The following is a 20,637-nucleotide window of genomic DNA, read 5'->3' on the forward strand; positions in this document are numbered from 1 at the left end:
ATCTTAAGCGATTGATATTATACTGCCCGCCCCAAGGTCTTTAGACCTATAGTTTTTAAGAGTGATACACCATGAGAATAGCGTTGGGTATTGAGTATGACGGTACTCATTACTTTGGTTGGCAGCGTCAAAGAGAAGTCGCAAGTGTTCAAGAAGAGCTAGAGAAAGCTCTGTCTGTCGTCGCCAACCATCCTGTTGAAGTTCAGTGTGCAGGACGCACAGATGCTGGCGTACATGGCACTGGGCAAGTAGTGCATTTTGATACAACAGCGACACGCAAAATGGTTGCTTGGACGATGGGAACCAATGCGAACTTACCGAAGAATATCGCGGTGCGTTGGGCAAAAGAAGTGCCTGACGAATTTCACGCTCGCTTCACAGCAACAGCACGTCGCTATCGCTACGTGATTTATAACCATGAATTTCGTCCGGGTATATTGGCTTCTGGTGTGAGTCACTATCACGGGGAACTTGATGCAGAAAGAATGCATCAGGCTGGTCAATATTTGTTGGGTGAGAATGATTTCACGTCATTTAGAGCTGTTCATTGCCAGTCACGTAGTCCGTGGCGTAATATTATGCACTTAAATGTTACCCGCCATGAACGTTACGTAGTGATTGATATTAAAGCGAATGCTTTCGTTCATCACATGGTTCGCAACATTACTGGTAGCCTTATTGCTGTTGGTCGTGGTGAGAAGGAACCAGAGTGGATCCAGTGGTTACTGGAAGCGAAAGATCGCACATTGGCAGGTGCAACCGCAAAAGCGGAAGGCTTATATTTGGTGTCTGTGGATTACCCACAAGAGTTTGATTTACCTCAACCACCTTTAGGGCCGCTATTTTTACCTGATCATTTGAACTAATGTTGAACTAAAGTGTAGTAATTGGCTCAAAGTTATCAGTTGATTAGCATTCAAAACGAGCAGAATTAGGTGTGTGGGGCTGGTGCAAGAAATAGGTACAACCAGTTTTTTGTCTACAGTTGGCATTTTCTATGCTTTAATCCCCACGCATTATTGTCGAATTTAAATCTTTCGCATTGAGCGGGAGAGCACAGAGTAAAAGGTCTTCTATGAGTTGGCTTGAAAAGATTTTAGAAAAAAGCAACATAGTTACTTCACGTAAAGCATCGATTCCTGAAGGTGTTTGGACGAAGTGTACATCTTGTGAGCAGGTACTCTACCACGCAGAACTTGAGCGCAACCTCGAAGTTTGTCCTAAGTGTAATCATCACATGCGTATGAAAGCGCGTCGTCGTCTTGAAACATTCTTAGATGAAGACAATCGTCAAGAGATTGCACAAGAGCTTGAGCCTCAAGATAAACTGAAATTCAAAGATTCTAAGCGTTATAAAGAACGTCTTGCAGCGGCACAAAAGAGCAGCGGCGAGAAAGACGCTCTTATCGTTATGAATGGTGAACTGCACGGTATTCCACTTGTGGCTTGTGCTTTTGAATTCTCATTCATGGGCGGTTCTATGGGCTCGGTTGTAGGTGCTCGTTTTGTTCGTGCCGTTGAATCTGCAATTGAAAGAAACTGTGGTCTAGTATGTTTCTCTGCAAGTGGTGGTGCTCGTATGCAAGAGGCTTTGATGTCTCTAATGCAAATGGCTAAAACCAGTGCGGCGTTAGAGCGCTTGTCAAACAAAGGTCTACCGTTCATTTCGGTAATGACTGACCCAACAATGGGTGGTGTTTCTGCAAGTCTTGCAATGCTGGGTGATATCAACATCGGTGAGCCAAAAGCACTGATCGGTTTTGCTGGCCGTCGCGTTATCGAACAAACTGTACGTGAAGATCTTCCAGAAGGTTTCCAACGCAGTGAATTCCTGCTAGAGCACGGTGCGATTGATATGATCGTAGACCGCCGCGAAATGCGTCAACGCATTGCTGGCTTACTAGCGAAGATGACCAACCAAAAATCTCCACTCGTAGTTTCTGTGAACGATGCTCCACAAGAGGAAGCATATTCAGTACCAGAAGCGAAGAAAAAAGGGTAAAGTAGGCGCTAACTAAACCAAAGAAAACAATGGTTCTACGTTAGATGAAACAAAACCCAATTCCTCAAGCCACATCCCCACTGTCGATGTGGCTTGATTATTTAACCCATATTCATACTTCTGCAATTGATTTGGGCTTAGACCGCGTTCAAGCGGTGGCTAACAAAGCCTCTCTCACTAAACCCGCTCCAACCGTTATCACTGTTGCCGGAACCAACGGCAAGGGTTCTACCTGTGCGTTAATGGAAAGTATTCTTCTGGATGCTGGTTATTCGGTCGGTGTCTACAGTTCTCCTCACCTTATCAGCTACAACGAACGTGTACGTATTAACGGCGTTGATGCTCGTGATGAACGACACACAGAAGCTTTTGCTTATATTGAACAACAGCGTGGCGAGATCAGCCTAAGTTTTTTTGAATTCGGAACATTAGCGGCTCTTCGCATTTTCCTAACTGAAAAAGTCGATGTTGTGCTGTTAGAGGTCGGCCTTGGTGGTCGTCTAGATGCGACTAACGTGGTTGATCACGATGTATCGGTTATTACCAGCTTAGCGAACGATCATGTTGACTGGCTGGGTGACGACATCAATGTAATCGGTTTTGAGAAAGCGGGTATTTTCCGCTCAGGCAAGCCTGCTATTTGTGGTCAGCCTAAGCCTCCGTCAACAGTTGCCGCTCACGCCGATGATATTGGTGCGGATTTCTATCAGGTTGGTATCCAGTTTGATTATGAAAAAGTGTCAGACACGGTTTGGCAGTGGAGAAGCGGGCCTTTTGATCTCACCGATCTGCCAGTGCCAACTCTTCCTCTTGCTAATGCCGCAACGGCGTTGATGGCTCTGGGATGTTCAGGTTTAGAAGTCAGCGATGTCAATATTGTCGAAGGTCTGCGCAAAGCGAAATTGGCGGGACGCATGCAACGTATTAGCGATAAGCCAATAATATTGCTTGATGTGGCTCATAACCCTCATTCTGCAGAGTATCTCGCTAGCCAGATTCGTACTCAGTTCCCTGAGCAAACCGTACATATGGTGCTTGGTATGCTGCATGACAAAGATATTAAGTCCACCATTGATGTGCTTAAACCGCTGGTCAAGCATTGGTATCCAGCTTCTTTGTCTGGCCCGAGAGCGGCTTCTGCGAGTGAACTGTGCCAGCACCTTGAACAAGGTCAGGTTGAGTATGCAAACCCTGTTAGTGCATTTGAAAGTGCGATGACAAGTGTTACGGATGGTGATGTCATAATCGTTGCTGGGTCTTTCCACACAGTCGGTGAAGTGCTTGAGCACTGGAAAAATAAAGGAGCGTAAATGGCGAGTAAATTTCAAAGCCGTTTAGTAGGTACTATTATTTTGGTAGCGATAGGTGTCATCGTTTTGCCTGATGTTCTTGATGGCAAAAAAATGCACTATCAAGAAGAGATCACAAGCATTCCGATCAAGCCTGAGCTTAATAGTGATGTAGAAAAGTTCGAAATACTTGAGCCTGTTGAAGATCAAGCTGCTTTACCTGAGTCTCCAGTTTCTGTCACTGAACAAACGACTCCGTCTTCAAACTCTTCCGCGAAAGTCGATAAACCGATGGAAACCGTCGTCAAAGAAGTACCTGAGAAAAATGACTACCAAGACAGCGCGTGGATCATTCAGTTGATGGCATTGAAGAACGCAGAAAACGCAAAAAACGTTGTGAGTGATTTACAAAAACGCGGTTATCAAGCTCACACAAAACAAGAAAACGGTTTTACAAGAGTGATCATCGGACCTGATGTCTCAAAAAGTAAGCTTGAGAGACAACTACTGGAATTAGAGAAAGTTACAGGTTCAAAAGGTCAATTGCTCAAATTTAAACCACTAAACCCATAAGAAAACGTTTGCGTCGCGTTTTTTTCTGTTAAAATGCGCGCCAACTTAAGATGTAAGAACTCATGAATTGGTTAGATATTGTCATTTTAAGTGTGATCGGCTTGTCAGCTTTGATCAGTTTGGTACGTGGCTTTGCGAAAGAAGCCTTGTCATTAATTATCTGGTGTGGTGCATTTTTTATTGCTTCACAGTACTACGCAAAACTGGCGGTGTACTTTACCAACATTAAAGACGATTTGATTCGCAACGGCGCCGCCATTGCTGCACTTTTTGTAGCAACTTTAGTGGTGGGGGCGATTGTGAATTATGTGATTTCGCAATTGGTTCAGAAAACAGGTTTATCAGGTACGGATAGAGTCTTAGGCGTTGTATTTGGCGCATTACGTGGGGTTCTAATCGTAGCGGCAGCTCTGTTTTTTGTGGATACCTTTACTGCATTACCAAGCTCAGAGTGGTGGAAGAGCTCGCAATTAGTACCGGAATTTAGCCGTGTGATTGCGCCTCTCTTCGAACACATACAAGCAACATCAAGTTTTCTATCTGACGCGATATAACGCGTCAGTTACTGACGCAAATCGAGGAATAAGACATGTGTGGTATTGTTGGAATCGTGGGCACAACGCCTGTAAACCAGTCTATTTATGACGCTTTAACGGTATTGCAGCATCGTGGCCAAGATGCCGCTGGTATTTGTACCATAGATAGCAATCGTTTTCGTCTGCGCAAGGCGAACGGTTTAGTAAAAGATGTCTTTGAAGCCAAACACATGCAGCGTCTTCAAGGTTCTGTGGGTATTGGGCACGTTCGTTACCCAACTGCAGGCAGCTCAAGTGCATCTGAAGCTCAGCCTTTTTACGTAAACTCTCCATTTGGTATCACGCTTGCTCATAACGGCAACCTAACCAATGCGAATGTTGTACGTGAAAAGTTATTCGAAAAAGATCGTCGTCATATCAATACCACTTCAGATTCTGAAGTACTGCTAAACGTATTGGCGCATGAGATTGATACTGTAAGAGGTAATGTTACTTCTGAAGATGTCTTCCGTGCAGTGGCAAACGTGCATCGCACTATTCGTGGCGCATACGCAGTAACCGCTATGATCATTGGTCACGGTATGATTGCGTTCCGCGACCCACATGGCATTCGTCCACTTTGCCTTGGTAAGCGTGAAGTGAATGGTCGTACTGAGTACATGGTTGCGTCTGAATCGGTAGCACTTGATGCTGTAGGTTTTGACTTTGTACGTGATGTTGCACCGGGTGAAGCTATCTACGCAACGTTTGAAGGCGAGCTGTTCACTAAGCAGTGTGCTGATAGCCCAAGTCTTACTCCATGTATTTTCGAGTTTGTTTATTTTGCTCGTCCAGATTCATTCATCGATAAAATCTCTGTTTACAGCGCACGCGTTGAAATGGGTAAACGTCTTGGTGAGCGTATTAAGAATGAGTTTTCTGACTTGGATATTGATGTTGTTATTCCAATTCCAGAAACGTCAAATGATATCGCGCTGCAAATCGCTCAAGCGATTGATAAACCATACCGTCAAGGTTTCGTGAAAAACCGTTATGTTGGCCGTACATTCATCATGCCGGGTCAACAGCTACGTAAGAAATCGGTTCGTCGTAAACTGAATGCTATCCGTTCTGAATTTAAAGATAAGAATGTACTGCTTGTTGATGACTCAATCGTGCGTGGAACGACGTCTGAGCAGATTATCGAAATGGCTCGTGATTCTGGTGCAGCGAAAGTTTACATGGTATCAGCAGCGCCTGAGATTCGTTTCCCGAACGTATATGGGATCGATATGCCAACAGCAAACGAGTTGATTGCTCACGGCCGTGATAATGCAGATATCTGTAAACAAATCGGTGCTGATGCACTTATCTTCCAAACTCTCGAAGATTTAGAAGATGCAGTGCGTGCAGGTAACCCTGATATCGCTAAATTTGAAGCTTCAGTATTTAACGGTGAGTACGTGACAGGTGACATCGACCAGCAATACCTAGACTACCTAGAATCGATGCGTGGTGATGATGTTAAGGCACAACGTGAAATTCAGGATCTAGCAAGTTTAGAACTGTACAACGAAGGTGCTTAATTACTTTTACCGTTAGCATTTTGACGTTGATAGTCAGTTAATAGCAAAAAGGCTTCCCGAGGGAAGCCTTTTTAATGTCTTGCGTTTTATCAACCCCACCATTTCAGTATGTGGAGTTGAAAGCAAATCGGTTAAAGCACCATTGCCGCAATCCAACCAAATGCAACTAACGGCAAGTTGTAGTGGAGGAAGGTCGGTACAACGGTTTCCCAAATGTGCTCATGCTGTCCATCGGCGTTTAGACCAGAGGTTGGACCTAAGGTTGAATCAGAAGCTGGTGAGCCAGCATCACCCAATGCAGCAGCAGTACCAACGAGTGCTACGGTTGCCATCGGAGAAAAACCAAAAGCGATACACAAAGGCACATAGATGGTCGCGATAATTGGAATGGTTGAGAAAGACGAACCGATACCCATAGTCACCAGCAAACCCACTACAAGCATTAGTAATGCTGCTAAAGGCTTGTTGTCACCAATACTGGTTGATAACGCGCTAACAAGAGATTCAACACCGCCAGTATTTTTCATTACAGCGGCAAAGCCTGCTGCAGAAATCATGATAAAGCCGATCATTGCCATCATGTGAACACCTTTGGTGAACACATCGTGCGTCTCTTTCCATGCGATAACACCGCCGAAAGTAAACACCATAAAGCCCGCTAATGCACCGATGATCATTGAACCTGTTGCAAGTTGAACCGCTAGTGCAACCACGATACCGACAGCAGCAATGCCAACGTGTTTCTTGTCGATTTCGTTCGCTTGATGATGAACAACAGTCAGCTCTGTTTCTTGATACTCACGCGGTTTGCGGTAGGTGAAAAATACCGCAATCAATAGACCAGCAATCATACCAATAGCAGGTAGTAACATCGCCATAGGTACCTGACTCGCTGTGATGTTTTCCAGGCCGTTTTCACGTAGGTTCTTAAGCAGAATGTTGTTGAGGAAAATACCGCCAAAACCCACAGGTAGCACCATGTAAGGAGTGATCAGACCAAAGGTAAGAACACAGGCTACTAAGCGACGGTCTAGCTTGAGTTTTGCAAATACGCCTAATAGAGGCGGAATTAAAATTGGGATAAATGCAATGTGTACCGGAATGACGTTTTGTGAAGAGACGGCCATCAACAGCAAAGCAATCAGAACAGCGTATTTCAATCCGGTTGTTGCCGCACCATGCTCTTTGCCATGTATACGTTTGATCACGCTCTGGGCTAACAGGTCAGTGATACCAGATTTAGAAATCGCAACAGCAAACGTCCCCAGCATTGCGTAGCTAAGTGCGATAGTCGCACCACCACCAAGGCCGCTTTCGAAAGCTGCTACAGTATCATTTAAGCTCATACCTGCCACTAAACCGCCAACAATGGCGCTGAAGGTTAGGGCAACCACAACGTTTACGCGCATCAGTGCTAGAAGCAGCATGACGCAAACGGAAATGACTACAGGATTCATATAATTCTCAATTCAAGTCGTGTTTGGTTTTAGTTGTTTTCTTGGTTATCAACAGCAGGCCAGCCACCAAGAGCTTTCCATTTGTTGACGATTCCGCAGAACAGCTCTGCAGTTTTTTGTGTATCGTAAAGCGCTGAGTGTGCTTCACGATTGTCAAATTCCATTCCAGCTGCTTTACACGCTTTGGCGAGTACCGTCTGTCCGTAAGCAAGACCACTTAACGTAGCGGTATCAAAAGTGGCAAAGGGATGGAAAGGAACGCGTTTAAGTTTACTGCGCTCGCTTGCTGCCATAACAAAGCTATGATCGAAGTTGGCGTTGTGCGCGACGATGATCGCTCGGCTGCAATCAGAGTCTTTCTGCTCTTTACGAACCAGCTTGTAGATCTCTTTTAGCGCATGATCTTCAGACACTGCGCCACGAAGTGGGCTAAATGGGTCATAGATGCCAGTGAACTCGAGTGCCGCTTTTTCTAGATTGGCACCTTCAAAAGGCTCAACATGAAAGTGAATGGTAGAAGCAGGTTGCAAATCGCCGTTTTCGTCCATACGCAAAGTCACTGCGCAAATCTCTAATAAAGCATCGGTTTGGGCATTGAATCCAGCGGTTTCAACGTCAATTACGACAGGAAAATAACCACGGAAACGCTCTTTTAATGTCTTTGCTTCTTTTAAATCAGTCATGCTGGCTCTAGTTATTGTGACAAGGGCGGCATTATTGCATGTTATGACTATAAGAAAAACCTGAGCACTCTATTTAGAAGGAATTAATTGGTCCACTATTCGGTGGTATCAATTTAGGCTTAATTATCGGTTCTCAATCGATTTGAGATTAAAGAGTTAGGGGTAAGCTGGCGAGATTTTTGCATTACTCTGTTCAGATTTACGTTGGTGGCAATGTGTCGCCACGATGACATGCAGTATTAAGAGATAAAAGTCCTTATGAATAAATGGCTTGTGACAAGTTTAGCCGCTGCCACTCTATTGACGCCTGTTGCCGCTTCGGCACTAGAAAAGCGTTATGTGGCAACGCCACAGCAGTCCACTTGGCAGATGGTGGCGAACACACCACTCGAGTGTCGGCTTGTTCATCCTATCCCCAATTACGGCGATGCGGAGTTTTCTGCGCGTGCCAGTAAGAAAATGAATTTGGACTTTGAACTGAAAATGCGCCGCCCGATGGGGGACACACGTAACGTAAGCCTAGTTTCAATGCCGCCAGCATGGAGACCGGGTGAAAGCGCTGACCGCATCACTAATATTCAGTTCTTTAAACAGTTTGATGGTTATATTGGTGGCCAATCGGCATGGACACTATTAAGTGAACTGGAAAAAGGCCGTTATCCGACATTCAGTTATCAGGATTGGCAAAGCCGTGATCAACGCATTGAAGTGGCGCTCTCTTCAGTATTATTCCAAGCTCAATACAACGTATTCAGTGACTGTATTGCCAATTTACTGCCATACAGTTTCGAAGATATCTCGTTCACGATTCTTCATTACGACCGCGGTAACAGTGTCGATCTGAACAAAGCGTCTCAAAAGCGTTTAGAACAGATTGCCGAATACATTCGTTATAACAAAGATATCGACCTAGTGTTGGTAGCGGCTTATACAGACTCTGCAGACAGCAAAAACGAGAGCCAAAGCCTGTCGGAGAAACGCTCGGAAAGACTGCGCAATTACTTTAAGTCACTCGGTTTGCCTGAAGACAGAATTCAGGTGCAGGGCTTTGGTAAACGTCGTCCAATTGCCGACAACGAATCGCCAATAGGCAAAGATAAGAACCGCCGTGTGGTGATTTCACTCGGTCGTACGCAAGTTTAGTACTGAACTGTCGCTTTAAAGAGATAAACAAAAACACCGCCATCTGGCGGTGTTTTTGTTTATCGTCAGTTTAAAAGAAGGTTTAACCTTCTAGGCCTGCACTTGCTTGGCGGTTTTGGATAAGTTCAATCATGTAGCCATCTGGGTCTTTCACAAAAGCGATGTGTGTTGTACCGCCTTTTACTGGACCTGGCTCGCGAGTAACATTGCCGCCAACCGCTTTAATTGCATCACAAGTTGCGTAGATGTCGTCTACGCCGATAGCGATGTGACCGAAACCTTTACCTAGGTCGTATTCTTCTACACCCCAGTTATAAGTGAGCTCAATAACGGCGCCTTGTGACTCATCACCATAACCAACGAAGGCTAGAGTATATTTGTACTCAGCATTTTCGCTTTTACGTAGTAACTTCATACCCATTACGTTGGTGTAGAACTTGATAGACTTGTCTAAATCACCTACGCGTAGCATGGTATGTAGAACACGGTTGTTTGACATTTTGGACTCCTAGCTTTCCGGGTAAATTTTATATTTACAGTTCTGTTTTCGAAGCGAACTCACACAGGTCTTCAATTATGCAGCTCCCACAGCGAGGGTTGCGTGCGATACAGGTGTATCGACCATGCAAAATCAACCAGTGGTGAACGTCTAATTTGAATTCTGCGGGAACGACTTTCAGTAGTTTCTGTTCGACATCATCGACAGTTTTTCCCATTGCAAATTTGGTGCGATTGGACACTCGATAAATGTGGGTGTCCACAGCGATGGTTGGCCAGCCAAATGCCGTATTTAAAACGACGTTTGCTGTTTTTCGGCCTACACCGGGTAACGCTTCCAGTGCTTCTCTGTTTTCGGGAACTTCACCGTTGTGCTTATCAAGCAAAATACGGCAAGTTTTAATCACGTTCTCTGCTTTCGAGTTAAACAGACCTATGGTCTTGATGTACTCTTTAACGCCATCAACGCCCAAATCAAAGATGGCTTGGGGTGTATTGGCGACGGCATACAACTTGTCCGTCGCTTTATTCACACTCACATCTGTCGCTTGAGCGGACAACAGAACGGCGATGAGCAGTTCGAATGGTGAATTCCAGTTGAGCTCCGTTTCCGGCTTTGGATTGTTTTCTCTCAGTCGCTCGAGAATTTGTCTTCTTTTATCTTTATTCATTGCTCTGCGCTGTTTCCAGTCTTTTATACTCTTCCTACTTGATGTCGCAGCGGTGTTGGCTACGTTCGCTCACCCCAATTACATAGTTTATCTATGCTCATGGGGATTCACTCACTTGCCGCCTACCTGCAACACCAAGTAGTTTGAGTATAGTTTTTCATGAGGACGATACGTTGGTGACTCGTGCTCGTTCGATAGTTGGTTTTTCTTGTTTTGGCTGACGCGCCGCAAGCTGCTTATCAATCACATTTTTGAGAGCAATCAACAGACCCACGCCGAAAAACGCGCCCGGAGGTAATAGAGCAAGTAAGAAGCTGCTATCAAAATGGAAAATTTCAATTCTCAATACCTTTGCCCAATCGCCCAGCAGCAGATCAGCGCCATCGAACAAGGTGCCGTTACCGATAATTTCTCGCATAGCACCCAGAACAACCAGTACTGAAGTCATGCCTAGCCCCATCCACAAACCATCTTGGGCGGAAGGCAGCACATCATTTTTTGATGCAAAAGCTTCTGCGCGACCGATGATAATACAGTTAGTCACGATGAGAGGGATGAATATGCCGAGTGACAGATACAACCCGTAAGCGTAAGCATTCATCAGCAGTTGCACGCAGGTTACCAACGACGCAATGATCATCACGAATACTGGAATACGCACTTCTTTAGGTACGTAATCACGAACCAATGATACGGTCACGTTGGAACCGACTAAAACCAGTAAGGTTGCGATGCCTAAACCAAGTGCGTTGGTTACGGTAGAAGAAACAGCAAGTAGTGGGCACAAACCAAGCAACTGTACTAAGGCGGGGTTGTTTTCCCACATGCCGTTTTTCATCAATGCTTTATGTTCATTGTTCATTACTGATCTCCGCAGTTATAGGTTTGTTTCGCCAGTGCTTCACGATTTTGATTCACGTAAGTCACGGCGTTCTTCACTGCTTTCACCACAGCTCGTGGAGTAATCGTTGCACCGGTAAACTGATCAAATTGTCCGCCATCTTTACGGACTTTCCACTGTTCCTCGTTGTCTGCTGTTACAGATTTACCTGTAAAGTTGAGTATCCAGTCAGTGATTCTAAGGTCAATTTTGTCACCCAGCCCCGGAGTTTCGTTATGTGCCAGAACTCGGGTACCAGTAATCGTGCCATCATTTTTAATGCCGACAATGACTTTAATCGCACCGTTATAACCATCGGGAGCAATAGCTTCGATCGCTATTGCACTAGGCTGGTCGTTCAGTGTCGCCACATAGGCTGGCATTGAATTATCTGTGCCAAGTGCTGGGTCATTAATCAAGATGCACGATTGTGACAGTTCGTTATCGTGCAGCTTTTTAGGAATCACTTGGTTTAAGATCGACAACAACTGAATCTTCTCTTGCTTCTTGATTTGCGATTCAGTCAGTTGATGAGTCAGTGCTACGACACCTGTCGATAAGCAGGCAAAAGTAGCAAGGATGAGACCGTTTTTTCTAATTGCGGTTAGCATAATTGCTCCTTAGTGCCCGTAAGTACGAGGTTTAGTGTAGTAGTCGATTAACGGTACGCACATGTTAGCAAGCAAAACAGCAAATGCCACACCGTCAGGGAAACCACCCCAACTGCGAATGATAAACACCATAGCACCGATGAATGCGCCAAACACTAAACGTCCTTTCACTGTGGTAGAGGCCGTAACCGGATCTGTTGCAATGAAAAACGCGCCCAACATGGTTGCACCAGACAACAGATGAACTAATGGTGAGGCGGTTGTACCCGGTGCGAACAGGGTCGCTAATGTGCTCATCACCAACAAGCTCGCGATAAAAGCAACAGGGATATGCCAGTTGATGACTCTTAGTCTCAGAAGAACAAGTCCACCAGTCAAATAGGCAAGATTGACCCATTCCCAACCAATGCCAGCTAAAGAACCGAACTGAGGCTGAGACATTACTTCAGATAAAGTGTGACCTGCTTTGAGCGAAGTTTTCACTGAGTCCAATGGTGTCGCCATCGTCATTCCGTCAATACCAGTTCGAACTTGCTGCAGCGATAAACCGTCGGAGTCGAAACCAGTAAAGATCAGAGAAAACGAGTCACTAAAAGAGATGCCATCTGCACCTAGCTGATGTGGCGCTATCCAGCTTGTCATCTGAACAGGGAAGGAAATAAGCAAAACCACGTAGGCTACCATTGCTGGGTTAAACGGGTTTTGACCAAGCCCACCGTAAAGATGTTTTGCAATCAAAATAGCGAAGATAAGACCGATAACCACAATCCACCAAGGTGACATTGGTGGAATGGCAACGGCCAATAACCAAGCGGTGACAATGGCACTGTGGTCTCTTAATGCAAGATGAGCAGGGCGTTTACGTAGCTTCATCACTGCCGCTTCAAATGACAGCGCGACAATAACTGCAAATCCCAACTGGATTAAGGTACCGAAACCGAAGAAATAGGTCTGGGCAAATAAGCCCGGTAGTGCGCACAACGCTACCCACTTCATTAAATCAGAAGTGCTGCGTTTAATATGAGTATGTGGGGAACTAGCTATAAAGAAAGCCACTAGTTATTCTCCTCGGTATTTTTGTTTTGTTGCTCTGCTTTACGAGCCTTCGCTCGGGCGATAGCTGCTGCAACCGCTGCTTTTTTCGGGTCGTTAGACGTTTCCGCTTCAGCTTGAGCTTTTTCTTCCGCAGGTGCGGATTCTTGCTGCGCTTTACGAGCTTTGGCACGAGCAATCGCTGCTGCAACTGCTGCTTTTTTCGGATCTCCAGACGTTTCAGCTTCAGCCTGAGTTTCTTCTTCAGCAGGCGCGGATTCTTGCTGCGCTTTGCGAGCTTTGGCTCGGGCGATAGCTGCTGCAACTGCTGCTTTTTTCGGATCGTCAGAAGTTTCAGTTTCAGCTTGAGTTTCTTCTTCTGCAGGTGCGGATTCTTGCTGCGCTTTACGAGCTTTGGCACGGGCAATCGCTGCTGCAACTGCTGCTTTTTTCGGGTCTTCTGAAGTTTCTGTTTCAGCTTGAGCTTTTTCTTCAGCAGGCGCGGATTCTTGCTGCGCTTTGCGCGCTTTAGCTCGGGCAATAGCCTCAGCGACGGCTGCTTTTTTATCGTTAGCTGGTGCTTCAGATGTGTCGGTTTGTTGCTCTTTTTCTAACTTACGTTCACGAGCCTGACGCTTGCGCTCTTCCCGCAGTTTGATCATCTCAGCGTTATCAGGTTCAGCTGCGCCTGTTTTTGCTGCTTCTGCTTGTTTTGCTTTCGCTTTGGCAATAGCGGCGGCAACGGCTGGTTTAACCGCCGAATCGGACGTCGCTGTTGCTTGTTCTTTTTGTGCTTTCACGCGCGCAATGGCAGCAGCAATCGCGTTTTCACCATCGCTGGTGGTCATTTCTTGACGACGGTTTTCTGCTGCTGCTTTAAAGCGATTTTCTCTTTCCGCTTTATCGCGTTCCATACGCTCTTTTTTCTCTTCGAAGCGAATTTTTGCGCGCTCAGCCGCTTCAGATTCCTGCTTGCGAATACGGATTTCTGCTTTGGCTTGGCGATAGTATTGAACCAGTGGAATTTCACTAGGGCAGACGTACGCACATGCGCCGCATTCAATACAATCTTTTAAGTGCAGTTCTTCACACTTGTCGAATTCTTCTGCTTTTGCATGCCATTGAAGCTGCTGTGGGAGAAGGGATGCAGGGCATACTTCAGCACATTGACCACAACGAATACACGCCATCTCATAGGCTTGTGGAGCAATTTCCTGACGCGTCGGAGCGAGAATACAGTTGGATGTTTTGGTCACTGGCACATTGGCATGCGGCAGGGTAAAGCCCATCATTGGGCCGCCCATGATCAGACGCGGAAGCTTTTTATCAGCCTGATAGCCAAACTCATCAAGCAGTGCCTGAACGGGCGTGCCAAGCAAAGCCCAGACATTCTTCGGCTTTTTAAAACTGTTACCAGTGAGTGTAACGACACGGCGAATTAGCGGTTCGCCATCGACAACGGCTCGTTTGATGGCTTGCATAGAACCGACGTTCTGCACCATCAAACCTATATCAGCAGGGATTTGACCGTTGGGTACTTCAAGATTGGTTAAGAGCTTGATCAGCTGCTTTTCACCACCTGACGGGTATTTGGTTGGAATAACACGAATAACTATGTCTTTATTCAACGCCGCATTTTGCAGCGCTTCAATCGCTTTCGGTTTGTTATCTTCAATACCAATAATGGTCAGTTTTGGTTTTAGAATGTGTTCGACAATGCTGATGCCTTGAATGATCTCTTGAGCGTTTTCTCTCATAAGAACATCGTCAGCGGTAATGTAAGGTTCACACTCAGCAGCATTAATGATCAGAATGTCAGTGCGTGACAAACCTGATTGAATTTTCTTTGCTGTCGGGAAGCCGGCACCGCCCATGCCTGAAACACCCGCTTGGCGGATGATTTCAATCAGCTCATCAGGTGAGTATTGAGTAAAATCTTCAATGCTTGCCTTCTCAATCCACTCATCTTTTCCGTCAGTTTCAATAACGACGCACAATTCAGCAAGACCGGAAGGGTGCGCTGTTGTTCTCGGTTCGATCGCTTTTACAATGCCAGATGTTGGAGCATGAATGGGCAACATAAATGTCGAGGTATATTGGGTTAATGCCTGACCTTTTTTAACGCTGTCGCCAACACTGACCAGTAGATCGCCCGGCTTACCGATGTGCTGCTTAAGAGGCAGTACAAGTTCACTTGGAATACTAGCCTGAGCTATAGCGGATTGATTCGATTGTTGTTTGTTTTCTGGTGGGTGAATGCCGCCCGGAAATGTCCACAGGCTACCCGTTCTGATTTGTTCGATTAATGACAACATATGAATCCTTAATCCCCGCTGTTTTGCTGAGTGGTTGCAGCGTTTGTAACATCAACCACAGGAATCGCATTTAGCTGCCATTTCCAAGTCTCAGTGGTTGTTGCAACAGGGATCATTTCAATACAGTCTGTAGGGCACGGAGCAACACAGAGATCGCAACCCGTACACTCATCTTTAATTACGGTATGAAGTGCTTTGGTACCGCCAACAATCGCGTCAACAGGGCAAGCCTGAATACACTTGGTGCATCCGATACACATATCTTCATGAATAAAAGCAACGGTTTTGACTTTGCTATCGAGATCGTGTGCGGACTCTTGAACGTCAACGCCCATTAAGTCGGCTAATTTTTCGATCGTTTGCTGACCGCCCGGAGGGCATTTATTGATTTGGTCACCATTGGCAATCGCTTCTGCGTAAGGACGACAGCCTGGGTAGCCACATTGACCGCATTGGGTTTGTGGCAAAATAGCATCAATTTGGTCAACGATAGGATCGGCTTCAACTTTGAAGCGGATGGAGGCAAAGCCCAAAATAGCGCCAAAAACGGCAGCAAGTACCGCGATAGCTAATACTGCAATTAATATCGTACTCATTACAACTTCACCAATCCGGTAAAGCCCATAAAGGCAAGCGACATCAAACCAGCCGTGATCATGGCGATAGATGCGCCTTTGAATGGTGCCGGTACATCTGCTACATGAATACGCTCACGCATTGATGCAAACAGGATCAATACCAGTGAAAAGCCCACAGCAGCGCCGAAGCCGTAGATGATCGACTGTATGAAATTATGGTTTTCGTTGATGTTAAGTAATGCCACACCTAAAACTGCACAGTTAGTGGTGATGAGAGGCAGGAAGATACCTAACAAACGATAGAGTGTCGGGCTGGTTTTGTGCACCACCATTTCGGTAAATTGAACCACCACCGCAATCACGAGGATAAAACTCATGGTGCGTAAGTATTCAATACCCAATGGTTTAAGGATGTAACTTTCTACAAGATACGAACATACGGAAGCCAAGGTTAAAACGAACGTTGTCGCTAACCCCATGCCAATTGCAGTCTCTAACTTTTTGGATACGCCCATGAAAGGACACAAGCCCAAAAACTTTACCAGTACAAAGTTGTTCACCAGCACAGTGCCGACTAACAACAAAAGATATTCGGTCATAATTATATAATGTCTTCGTTCCGATCTCGGTATTATCCTGCTTTGCGTAGTCAATAACAACCAACCAAAGATAAGGTTTTCAATTTAAGAATAAAAAAAGTTTAAACTTTACACGCTAGATTGAACTCGTAGCCCGAATTCGCGTAGAACTCTCAGTTATGATGTTCCTATGTATTGCATGACAACATGTTCAGAAAACACTGATTGTTCTGTATGTGTGACTAAGGTGTAATTTAGGTTCATGTACTTACAGTGTAGGGTTATTTATTGTATTTACTGCAAATCATCTTATTTATCGGCAGGTTTTTATGATTGATAAAATTCGTCAGTTTTTTAATTTTTTAGTCAGAGTAAACCCGAACATTGGTCAGGAAACTGACGGCATCGTAAAAGCTGTAGGCGGACTAGAGAACATCGTCCATTCGGGGGCGTGTGCGACTAGATTAAGATTGCAACTTAATGATTCCGCTCTGGTTGATGTTGACTACTTAAAATGCAACGGAGCTTTTGGTGTCGTTCTGCTGGACAAAAGCAACGTGCAAATTATCTATGGAGTAAAGGCGAACAACTATGCTCAAGAGATAGATGCTCGCCTTCAAGCACTTTAGATAAACCTGATAGGGCAGAGCTTATTGCGCTCTGCCTACTGAGGAACGACGAACTAAGGTCGGCATAAACAGTTTGCACTCTGAGCGTTCTACGTTCTCATTATTTGCCAGTTGCAAAGAAAGTTTCACCGCTTCGTTTGCCATTAATTGAATGGGATAACGAATAGTGGTGAGACGCGGGTAAACAAAGCGAGCCATGTGTCCGTCATCAAACCCAATTACGGACATCTCTTCAGGAATACGAATGCCATTTTCTTGAAGCAGCACCAAACAACCTGCCGCCATATAGTCGTTATAGGTAGAGACCGCAGTAATGTCGGTATTTTTTGCCATCAGGTTGACCATTGCCTGCTCGCCGCCAAGCTCGTCGGGCTCACCGTACTCCACATACTCATCTCTCGCTTCTATACCGTAATCGCGCAGTGCATCAAAGTAACCTGCTAGTCGGTCGTGGGCATCATCAATATTATGGCTAGAGGCAATATAACCAATGTGTTTATGCCCATTTTTAATCAGATACTCTGTAGCGATATAAGCCCCTTTACGGTTATCTAATGCGATACAGCGCGAAGCGATGTCAGGCACAACACGGTTGATCAGCACCATACCGGGTACTTCTTTCGCAAGTTTTGTCAGCTCCTGATCGCTCATGCCTTTGCTATGCAGCACAAGCGATTCACAGCGGCTGTTAATTAACAGATTGATAGCGTTACGCTCTTTTTCTGCATCATGATAGCCGCTACCAACCAGTAGTTGCTTTTCCTGTTCACTGGCGATGGTATCAATTGCTTTCACCATGATGCCAAAAAAAGGCGCAGACACATCACTGACCAAAACGCCAATGGCATTGGAAGATTTGCTTACCAGTGCGCGAGCATTTGCATTCGGGCGATAGCCCAGCTTTTCCATTGCGGCTTTAACCGCAATGATGGCGGTTTCGCTGGTGTGCGGGGCGTTATTAATGACGCGTGAAGTGGTCGCGATGGATACACCCGCTTCCCGTGCAACGTCTTTTATGGTCGCCATAGTGATATTTACCTTAGGTTTCTAAGAGAACGTTTAGTACTTATGCCATACAAGCTTAAGTTGTTTTGCTTAAGTGATTTCAGCGGCTCTCTGAACATGATTCTACTGTTTGTGAAAATGTTTTCAGGTTCTAAGACCTTAGCTGGCACTCATTAAATATCGGTTATTTAGACAACTCAAGTGCTTAAAGCCTAACTACTGCGCAAGCTCAAGCTTTTAAGCTTGTTTATGGTCAGCATTTCTCAAACTCCATACTTTCTAACAAAAATAGCGAAACCTGTAGATGCATGGAAACGTTTCCATGATTATGGCTTTAATCACAGAAAGTTTTTCAGTTTTGCTTATGATATCGGAAATTAAAAGGTTTGAAGGGAACAGACAGTGACGGAGCCAGTATTAATTAACTTAACCGGTAAACAGAGCCAGATCATCGTTGAGGTCGGAGAGTTTGCAGAGATTCTCTATTGGGGCAAACCCGTTCAAGGTGCTTTGGAAAACTATAGGAAGAGTTTGTATCGTCCTGTGCCTTTTGGTCGCCTCGACAAAGATGTTTCAATGACATTAAGCCCAGAATTGGGGCGTGGTGTTTTCAGTAGCCCGGGTGTCGAAGGGCATCGCGACGGCTTGGACTGGGCTCCGGTCTTTGTTGTTCAGCAAATAGTAGAAATTGACACCGGGGTGCGTATTGAAAGTGTTGATGAACTGGCAGGTTTGTCGCTGACGACGGAACTGTGTTTAGACGCTGATGACGTGGTGAAAACCCGTCATACTTTAACCAATTTAAAGGCGGGTGTTTATCAGGTTAATCGCTTAGCCAATACTTTACCTTTACCTACTAGAGCCAACGAACTGATGACATTTTTTGGCCGCTGGGTTCACGAGTTTCAAACTGCTCGCCAGCCTTTAATGCATGGTGGTTATCAGCAAGAAAACCGTCGCGGACGCACGTCTCATGAACACTATCCGGCATTGATTGCAGGCCAGCAGCATTTTGATGAATTGCAGGGTGATGTGTGGGGCTTTCATTTTGCTTGGAGCGGCAACCACCGCATGCGCGCGGATGTTAAGGCCGATGGTCGTCGTCTTGTGCAAGCTGAAGTGATTTATTTCGCTGGTGAAGTGTCATTAGCGCAGGGAGAAAGTGTCACATCGCCATGGCTTTATGCCAGCTACAGCGATAAAGGTCTGAACGGCATGAGTCAGCAGTTCCACGCTCATGTACGTCATCGTATTTTACCGAAAGAGTTTGTAGCAAAGCCTCGCCCAATTCACCTCAATACGTGGGAAGGTATCTATTTCAACCACGATCCCGAATACATTATGTCAATGGCAACTCAGGCGGCAGCCATGGGTGTCGAACGCTTTATTATTGATGACGGTTGGTTTAAAGGTCGAAATGACGATAAAGCTGCGCTGGGTGACTGGTTCCTTGATGAAAGGAAATATCCTCAAGGCCTCGCTCCAGCTGTTGAGCATGTTAATCAACTCGGTATGGAATTTGGTTTGTGGTTTGAACCAGAAATGATCAACAAAAATTCCGACCTTTACAGGCAGCATCCCGATTGGTTGCTGGCTGTGGAAGGGTATGAGCAGCCTACAGGACGCAATCAGTATGTGATTGATCTGCAAAACCAAGAGGCCTTTGACTATCTGTTTGAGCGATTAGATCATTTTCTTTCCACTTACAATATCGCTTACATCAAATGGGATATGAACAGGGAAGTGGTTCAGCCTGCTCATGGGGGAATGGCCGCGGCTCATAAGCAAACGCAGCGTTATTACCAGCTGGTGGATAAAGTTCGCGCTAAGCACCCGAATGTGGAAATTGAATCCTGCGCAGCAGGTGGTGGCCGTATTGATTACGAGGTACTGAAAAGGACTCATCGTTTCTGGGCGTCTGATAACAACGATGCTTTAGAGCGTCAGACCATTCAGCTAGGAATGAGCTATTTCTTCCCGCCTGAAGTGATGGGGAGTCATATCGGTGCTAGCCATTGCCACAGTACACGTCGTCGCCACAGTATTGAATTCAGAGGCTTAACGGCTCTGTTTGGTCATATGGGTATTGAGCTAGACCCGGTAAAAGAGAGCAAAGAAGAGAAGCAAGGTTTTGAACACTATGTGAAGCTACACAAAGCGCTGCGCCCATTGTTGCACAGCGGAACAACTTGGCGGATTCCAAGTGAGGATAAAGCGCATCAAATTCATGCGGTGGTATCGCAAGACAAATCACAAGCTGTGGTATTGGTTTCTCAGCTCGCTATGCCAACGTATTCATTAAGTGGTCATCTTCGTATTGTCGGATTAGACCCAGAATCAACTTATCAAGTATCAGTGATTGATAAGCCGGAGAACTTCAACCACATTGTGGCTTGCCAACCTGAATGGACTGCATCTGGTTGTGAAATGTCTGGTGAGTGGTGTCAGAACGTCGGCCTAACCATGCCAATTCTTGACGCAGAAAGCGCAATCTTGATTGAACTGAAACGCGTGAGTTAGACATTTCTATTGATAATCGATAAATAAAATAAGCCGAAAATAGGATTTATTTTCGGCTTATTAACTTAATGA

At 45.5% G+C, this 20,637-nt stretch carries 20 protein-coding genes; 9 read left to right on the forward strand and 11 right to left on the reverse strand.

All coding sequences use genetic code 11. The features are described from left to right. The first annotated feature begins 71 nt into the window (after positions 1–71). From truA to purF, 6 genes are all read left to right on the forward strand, one after another. Positions 72–866, forward strand: coding sequence for a tRNA pseudouridine(38-40) synthase TruA (gene truA / locus L3V23_RS10820; RefSeq protein ID WP_102962757.1), 795 nt, complete (start codon positions 72–74; stop codon positions 864–866). Positions 867–1,075: 209 nt separating this feature from the next. Continuing rightward, positions 1,076–2,002, forward strand: a complete 927-nt coding sequence (accD, locus tag L3V23_RS10825; RefSeq protein ID WP_042486327.1) for an acetyl-CoA carboxylase, carboxyltransferase subunit beta — start codon at positions 1,076–1,078, stop codon at positions 2,000–2,002. A 44-nt stretch (positions 2,003–2,046) separates the two neighbouring features. Further along, on the forward strand, positions 2,047–3,312 hold the full coding sequence (gene folC, locus L3V23_RS10830; protein WP_237292328.1) for a bifunctional tetrahydrofolate synthase/dihydrofolate synthase: 1,266 nt from the start codon (positions 2,047–2,049) through the stop codon (positions 3,310–3,312). Further along, positions 3,313–3,864 (forward strand): SPOR domain-containing protein, encoded by a 552-nt coding sequence (locus L3V23_RS10835; protein WP_102953775.1) that lies wholly within the window; start codon positions 3,313–3,315, stop codon positions 3,862–3,864. Between the two features lie 62 nt (positions 3,865–3,926). Beyond that, a complete protein-coding gene (locus L3V23_RS10840; RefSeq protein ID WP_042486318.1) occupies positions 3,927–4,418 on the forward strand; it encodes a CvpA family protein in 492 nt (163 codons plus the stop codon). Positions 4,419–4,453: 35 nt separating this feature from the next. Beyond that, positions 4,454–5,965, forward strand: coding sequence for an amidophosphoribosyltransferase (gene purF / locus L3V23_RS10845; RefSeq protein ID WP_042486316.1), 1,512 nt, complete (start codon positions 4,454–4,456; stop codon positions 5,963–5,965). 131 nt (positions 5,966–6,096) lie between these two features. On the opposite strand, the gene L3V23_RS10850 is transcribed toward purF, so the two are convergent. Together L3V23_RS10850 and rnt are read right to left on the reverse strand one after the other, a co-directional pair. After that, positions 6,097–7,422, reverse strand: coding sequence for a Na+/H+ antiporter family protein (locus L3V23_RS10850; protein ID WP_237292329.1), 1,326 nt, complete (start codon positions 7,420–7,422; stop codon positions 6,097–6,099). Between the two features lie 29 nt (positions 7,423–7,451). Continuing rightward, entirely contained in the window at positions 7,452–8,105 is a 654-nt protein-coding gene (gene rnt / locus L3V23_RS10855; RefSeq protein WP_042486311.1) for a ribonuclease T, read from the reverse strand. A gap of 258 nt (positions 8,106–8,363) precedes the next feature. Between rnt and L3V23_RS10860 the strand changes: the two genes are divergently transcribed. Continuing rightward, positions 8,364–9,248 carry an OmpA family protein gene (locus L3V23_RS10860; RefSeq protein WP_102953776.1) on the forward strand — a complete coding sequence of 295 codons (885 nt, stop codon included), beginning with the start codon at positions 8,364–8,366 and terminating at the stop codon, positions 9,246–9,248. Between the two features lie 82 nt (positions 9,249–9,330). Here the strand turns inward: L3V23_RS10860 and gloA are convergent, their stop codons facing one another. The 8 genes from gloA to rsxA form a co-directional block, all read right to left on the reverse strand. After that, positions 9,331–9,747, reverse strand: coding sequence for a lactoylglutathione lyase (gloA, locus tag L3V23_RS10865; RefSeq protein WP_237292330.1), 417 nt, complete (start codon positions 9,745–9,747; stop codon positions 9,331–9,333). 34 nt (positions 9,748–9,781) lie between these two features. Further along, complete coding sequence (nth, locus tag L3V23_RS10870; RefSeq protein WP_237292331.1) at positions 9,782–10,417, reverse strand: endonuclease III; 636 nt, start codon at positions 10,415–10,417, stop codon at positions 9,782–9,784. Between the two features lie 157 nt (positions 10,418–10,574). Beyond that, positions 10,575–11,279, reverse strand: a complete 705-nt coding sequence (locus tag L3V23_RS10875; protein WP_102953779.1) for an electron transport complex subunit E — start codon at positions 11,277–11,279, stop codon at positions 10,575–10,577. Further along, positions 11,279–11,908, reverse strand: coding sequence for an electron transport complex subunit RsxG (gene rsxG / locus L3V23_RS10880; protein ID WP_237292332.1), 630 nt, complete (start codon positions 11,906–11,908; stop codon positions 11,279–11,281). The genes L3V23_RS10875 and rsxG overlap by 1 nt, the downstream gene beginning before the upstream one ends. Before the next feature lie 9 nt (positions 11,909–11,917). Beyond that, complete coding sequence (rsxD, locus tag L3V23_RS10885) at positions 11,918–12,964, reverse strand: electron transport complex subunit RsxD (protein WP_237292333.1); 1,047 nt, start codon at positions 12,962–12,964, stop codon at positions 11,918–11,920. Next, entirely contained in the window at positions 12,964–15,255 is a 2,292-nt protein-coding gene (gene rsxC, locus L3V23_RS10890; RefSeq protein ID WP_237292334.1) for an electron transport complex subunit RsxC, read from the reverse strand. The genes rsxD and rsxC overlap by 1 nt, the downstream gene beginning before the upstream one ends. An 8-nt stretch (positions 15,256–15,263) precedes the next feature. After that, on the reverse strand, positions 15,264–15,851 hold the full coding sequence (gene rsxB / locus L3V23_RS10895; protein WP_042486242.1) for an electron transport complex subunit RsxB: 588 nt from the start codon (positions 15,849–15,851) through the stop codon (positions 15,264–15,266). Further along, positions 15,851–16,432: an electron transport complex subunit RsxA gene (gene rsxA, locus L3V23_RS10900; RefSeq protein WP_042486237.1), complete on the reverse strand. Its 582-nt coding sequence runs from the start codon at positions 16,430–16,432 to the stop codon at positions 15,851–15,853. The genes rsxB and rsxA overlap by 1 nt, the downstream gene beginning before the upstream one ends. 308 nt (positions 16,433–16,740) lie before the next feature. On the opposite strand from rsxA, the gene L3V23_RS10905 reads away from it, so the two are divergent. Further along, positions 16,741–17,040: a PTS transporter subunit EIIB gene (locus L3V23_RS10905; RefSeq protein WP_042486233.1), complete on the forward strand. Its 300-nt coding sequence runs from the start codon at positions 16,741–16,743 to the stop codon at positions 17,038–17,040. 21 nt (positions 17,041–17,061) lie between these two features. On the opposite strand, the gene L3V23_RS10910 is transcribed toward L3V23_RS10905, so the two are convergent. Further along, a complete protein-coding gene (locus tag L3V23_RS10910; RefSeq protein ID WP_042486231.1) occupies positions 17,062–18,066 on the reverse strand; it encodes a substrate-binding domain-containing protein in 1,005 nt (334 codons plus the stop codon). A gap of 381 nt (positions 18,067–18,447) precedes the next feature. On the opposite strand from L3V23_RS10910, the gene L3V23_RS10915 reads away from it, so the two are divergent. Further along, on the forward strand, positions 18,448–20,565 hold the full coding sequence (locus tag L3V23_RS10915) for an alpha-galactosidase (RefSeq protein WP_237292335.1): 2,118 nt from the start codon (positions 18,448–18,450) through the stop codon (positions 20,563–20,565). Positions 20,566–20,637 lie beyond the last annotated feature (72 nt).

It is taken from the genome of Vibrio sp. A1-b2, assembly GCF_021726015.1.
GTDB lineage: Bacteria > Pseudomonadota > Gammaproteobacteria > Enterobacterales > Vibrionaceae > Vibrio > Vibrio diazotrophicus.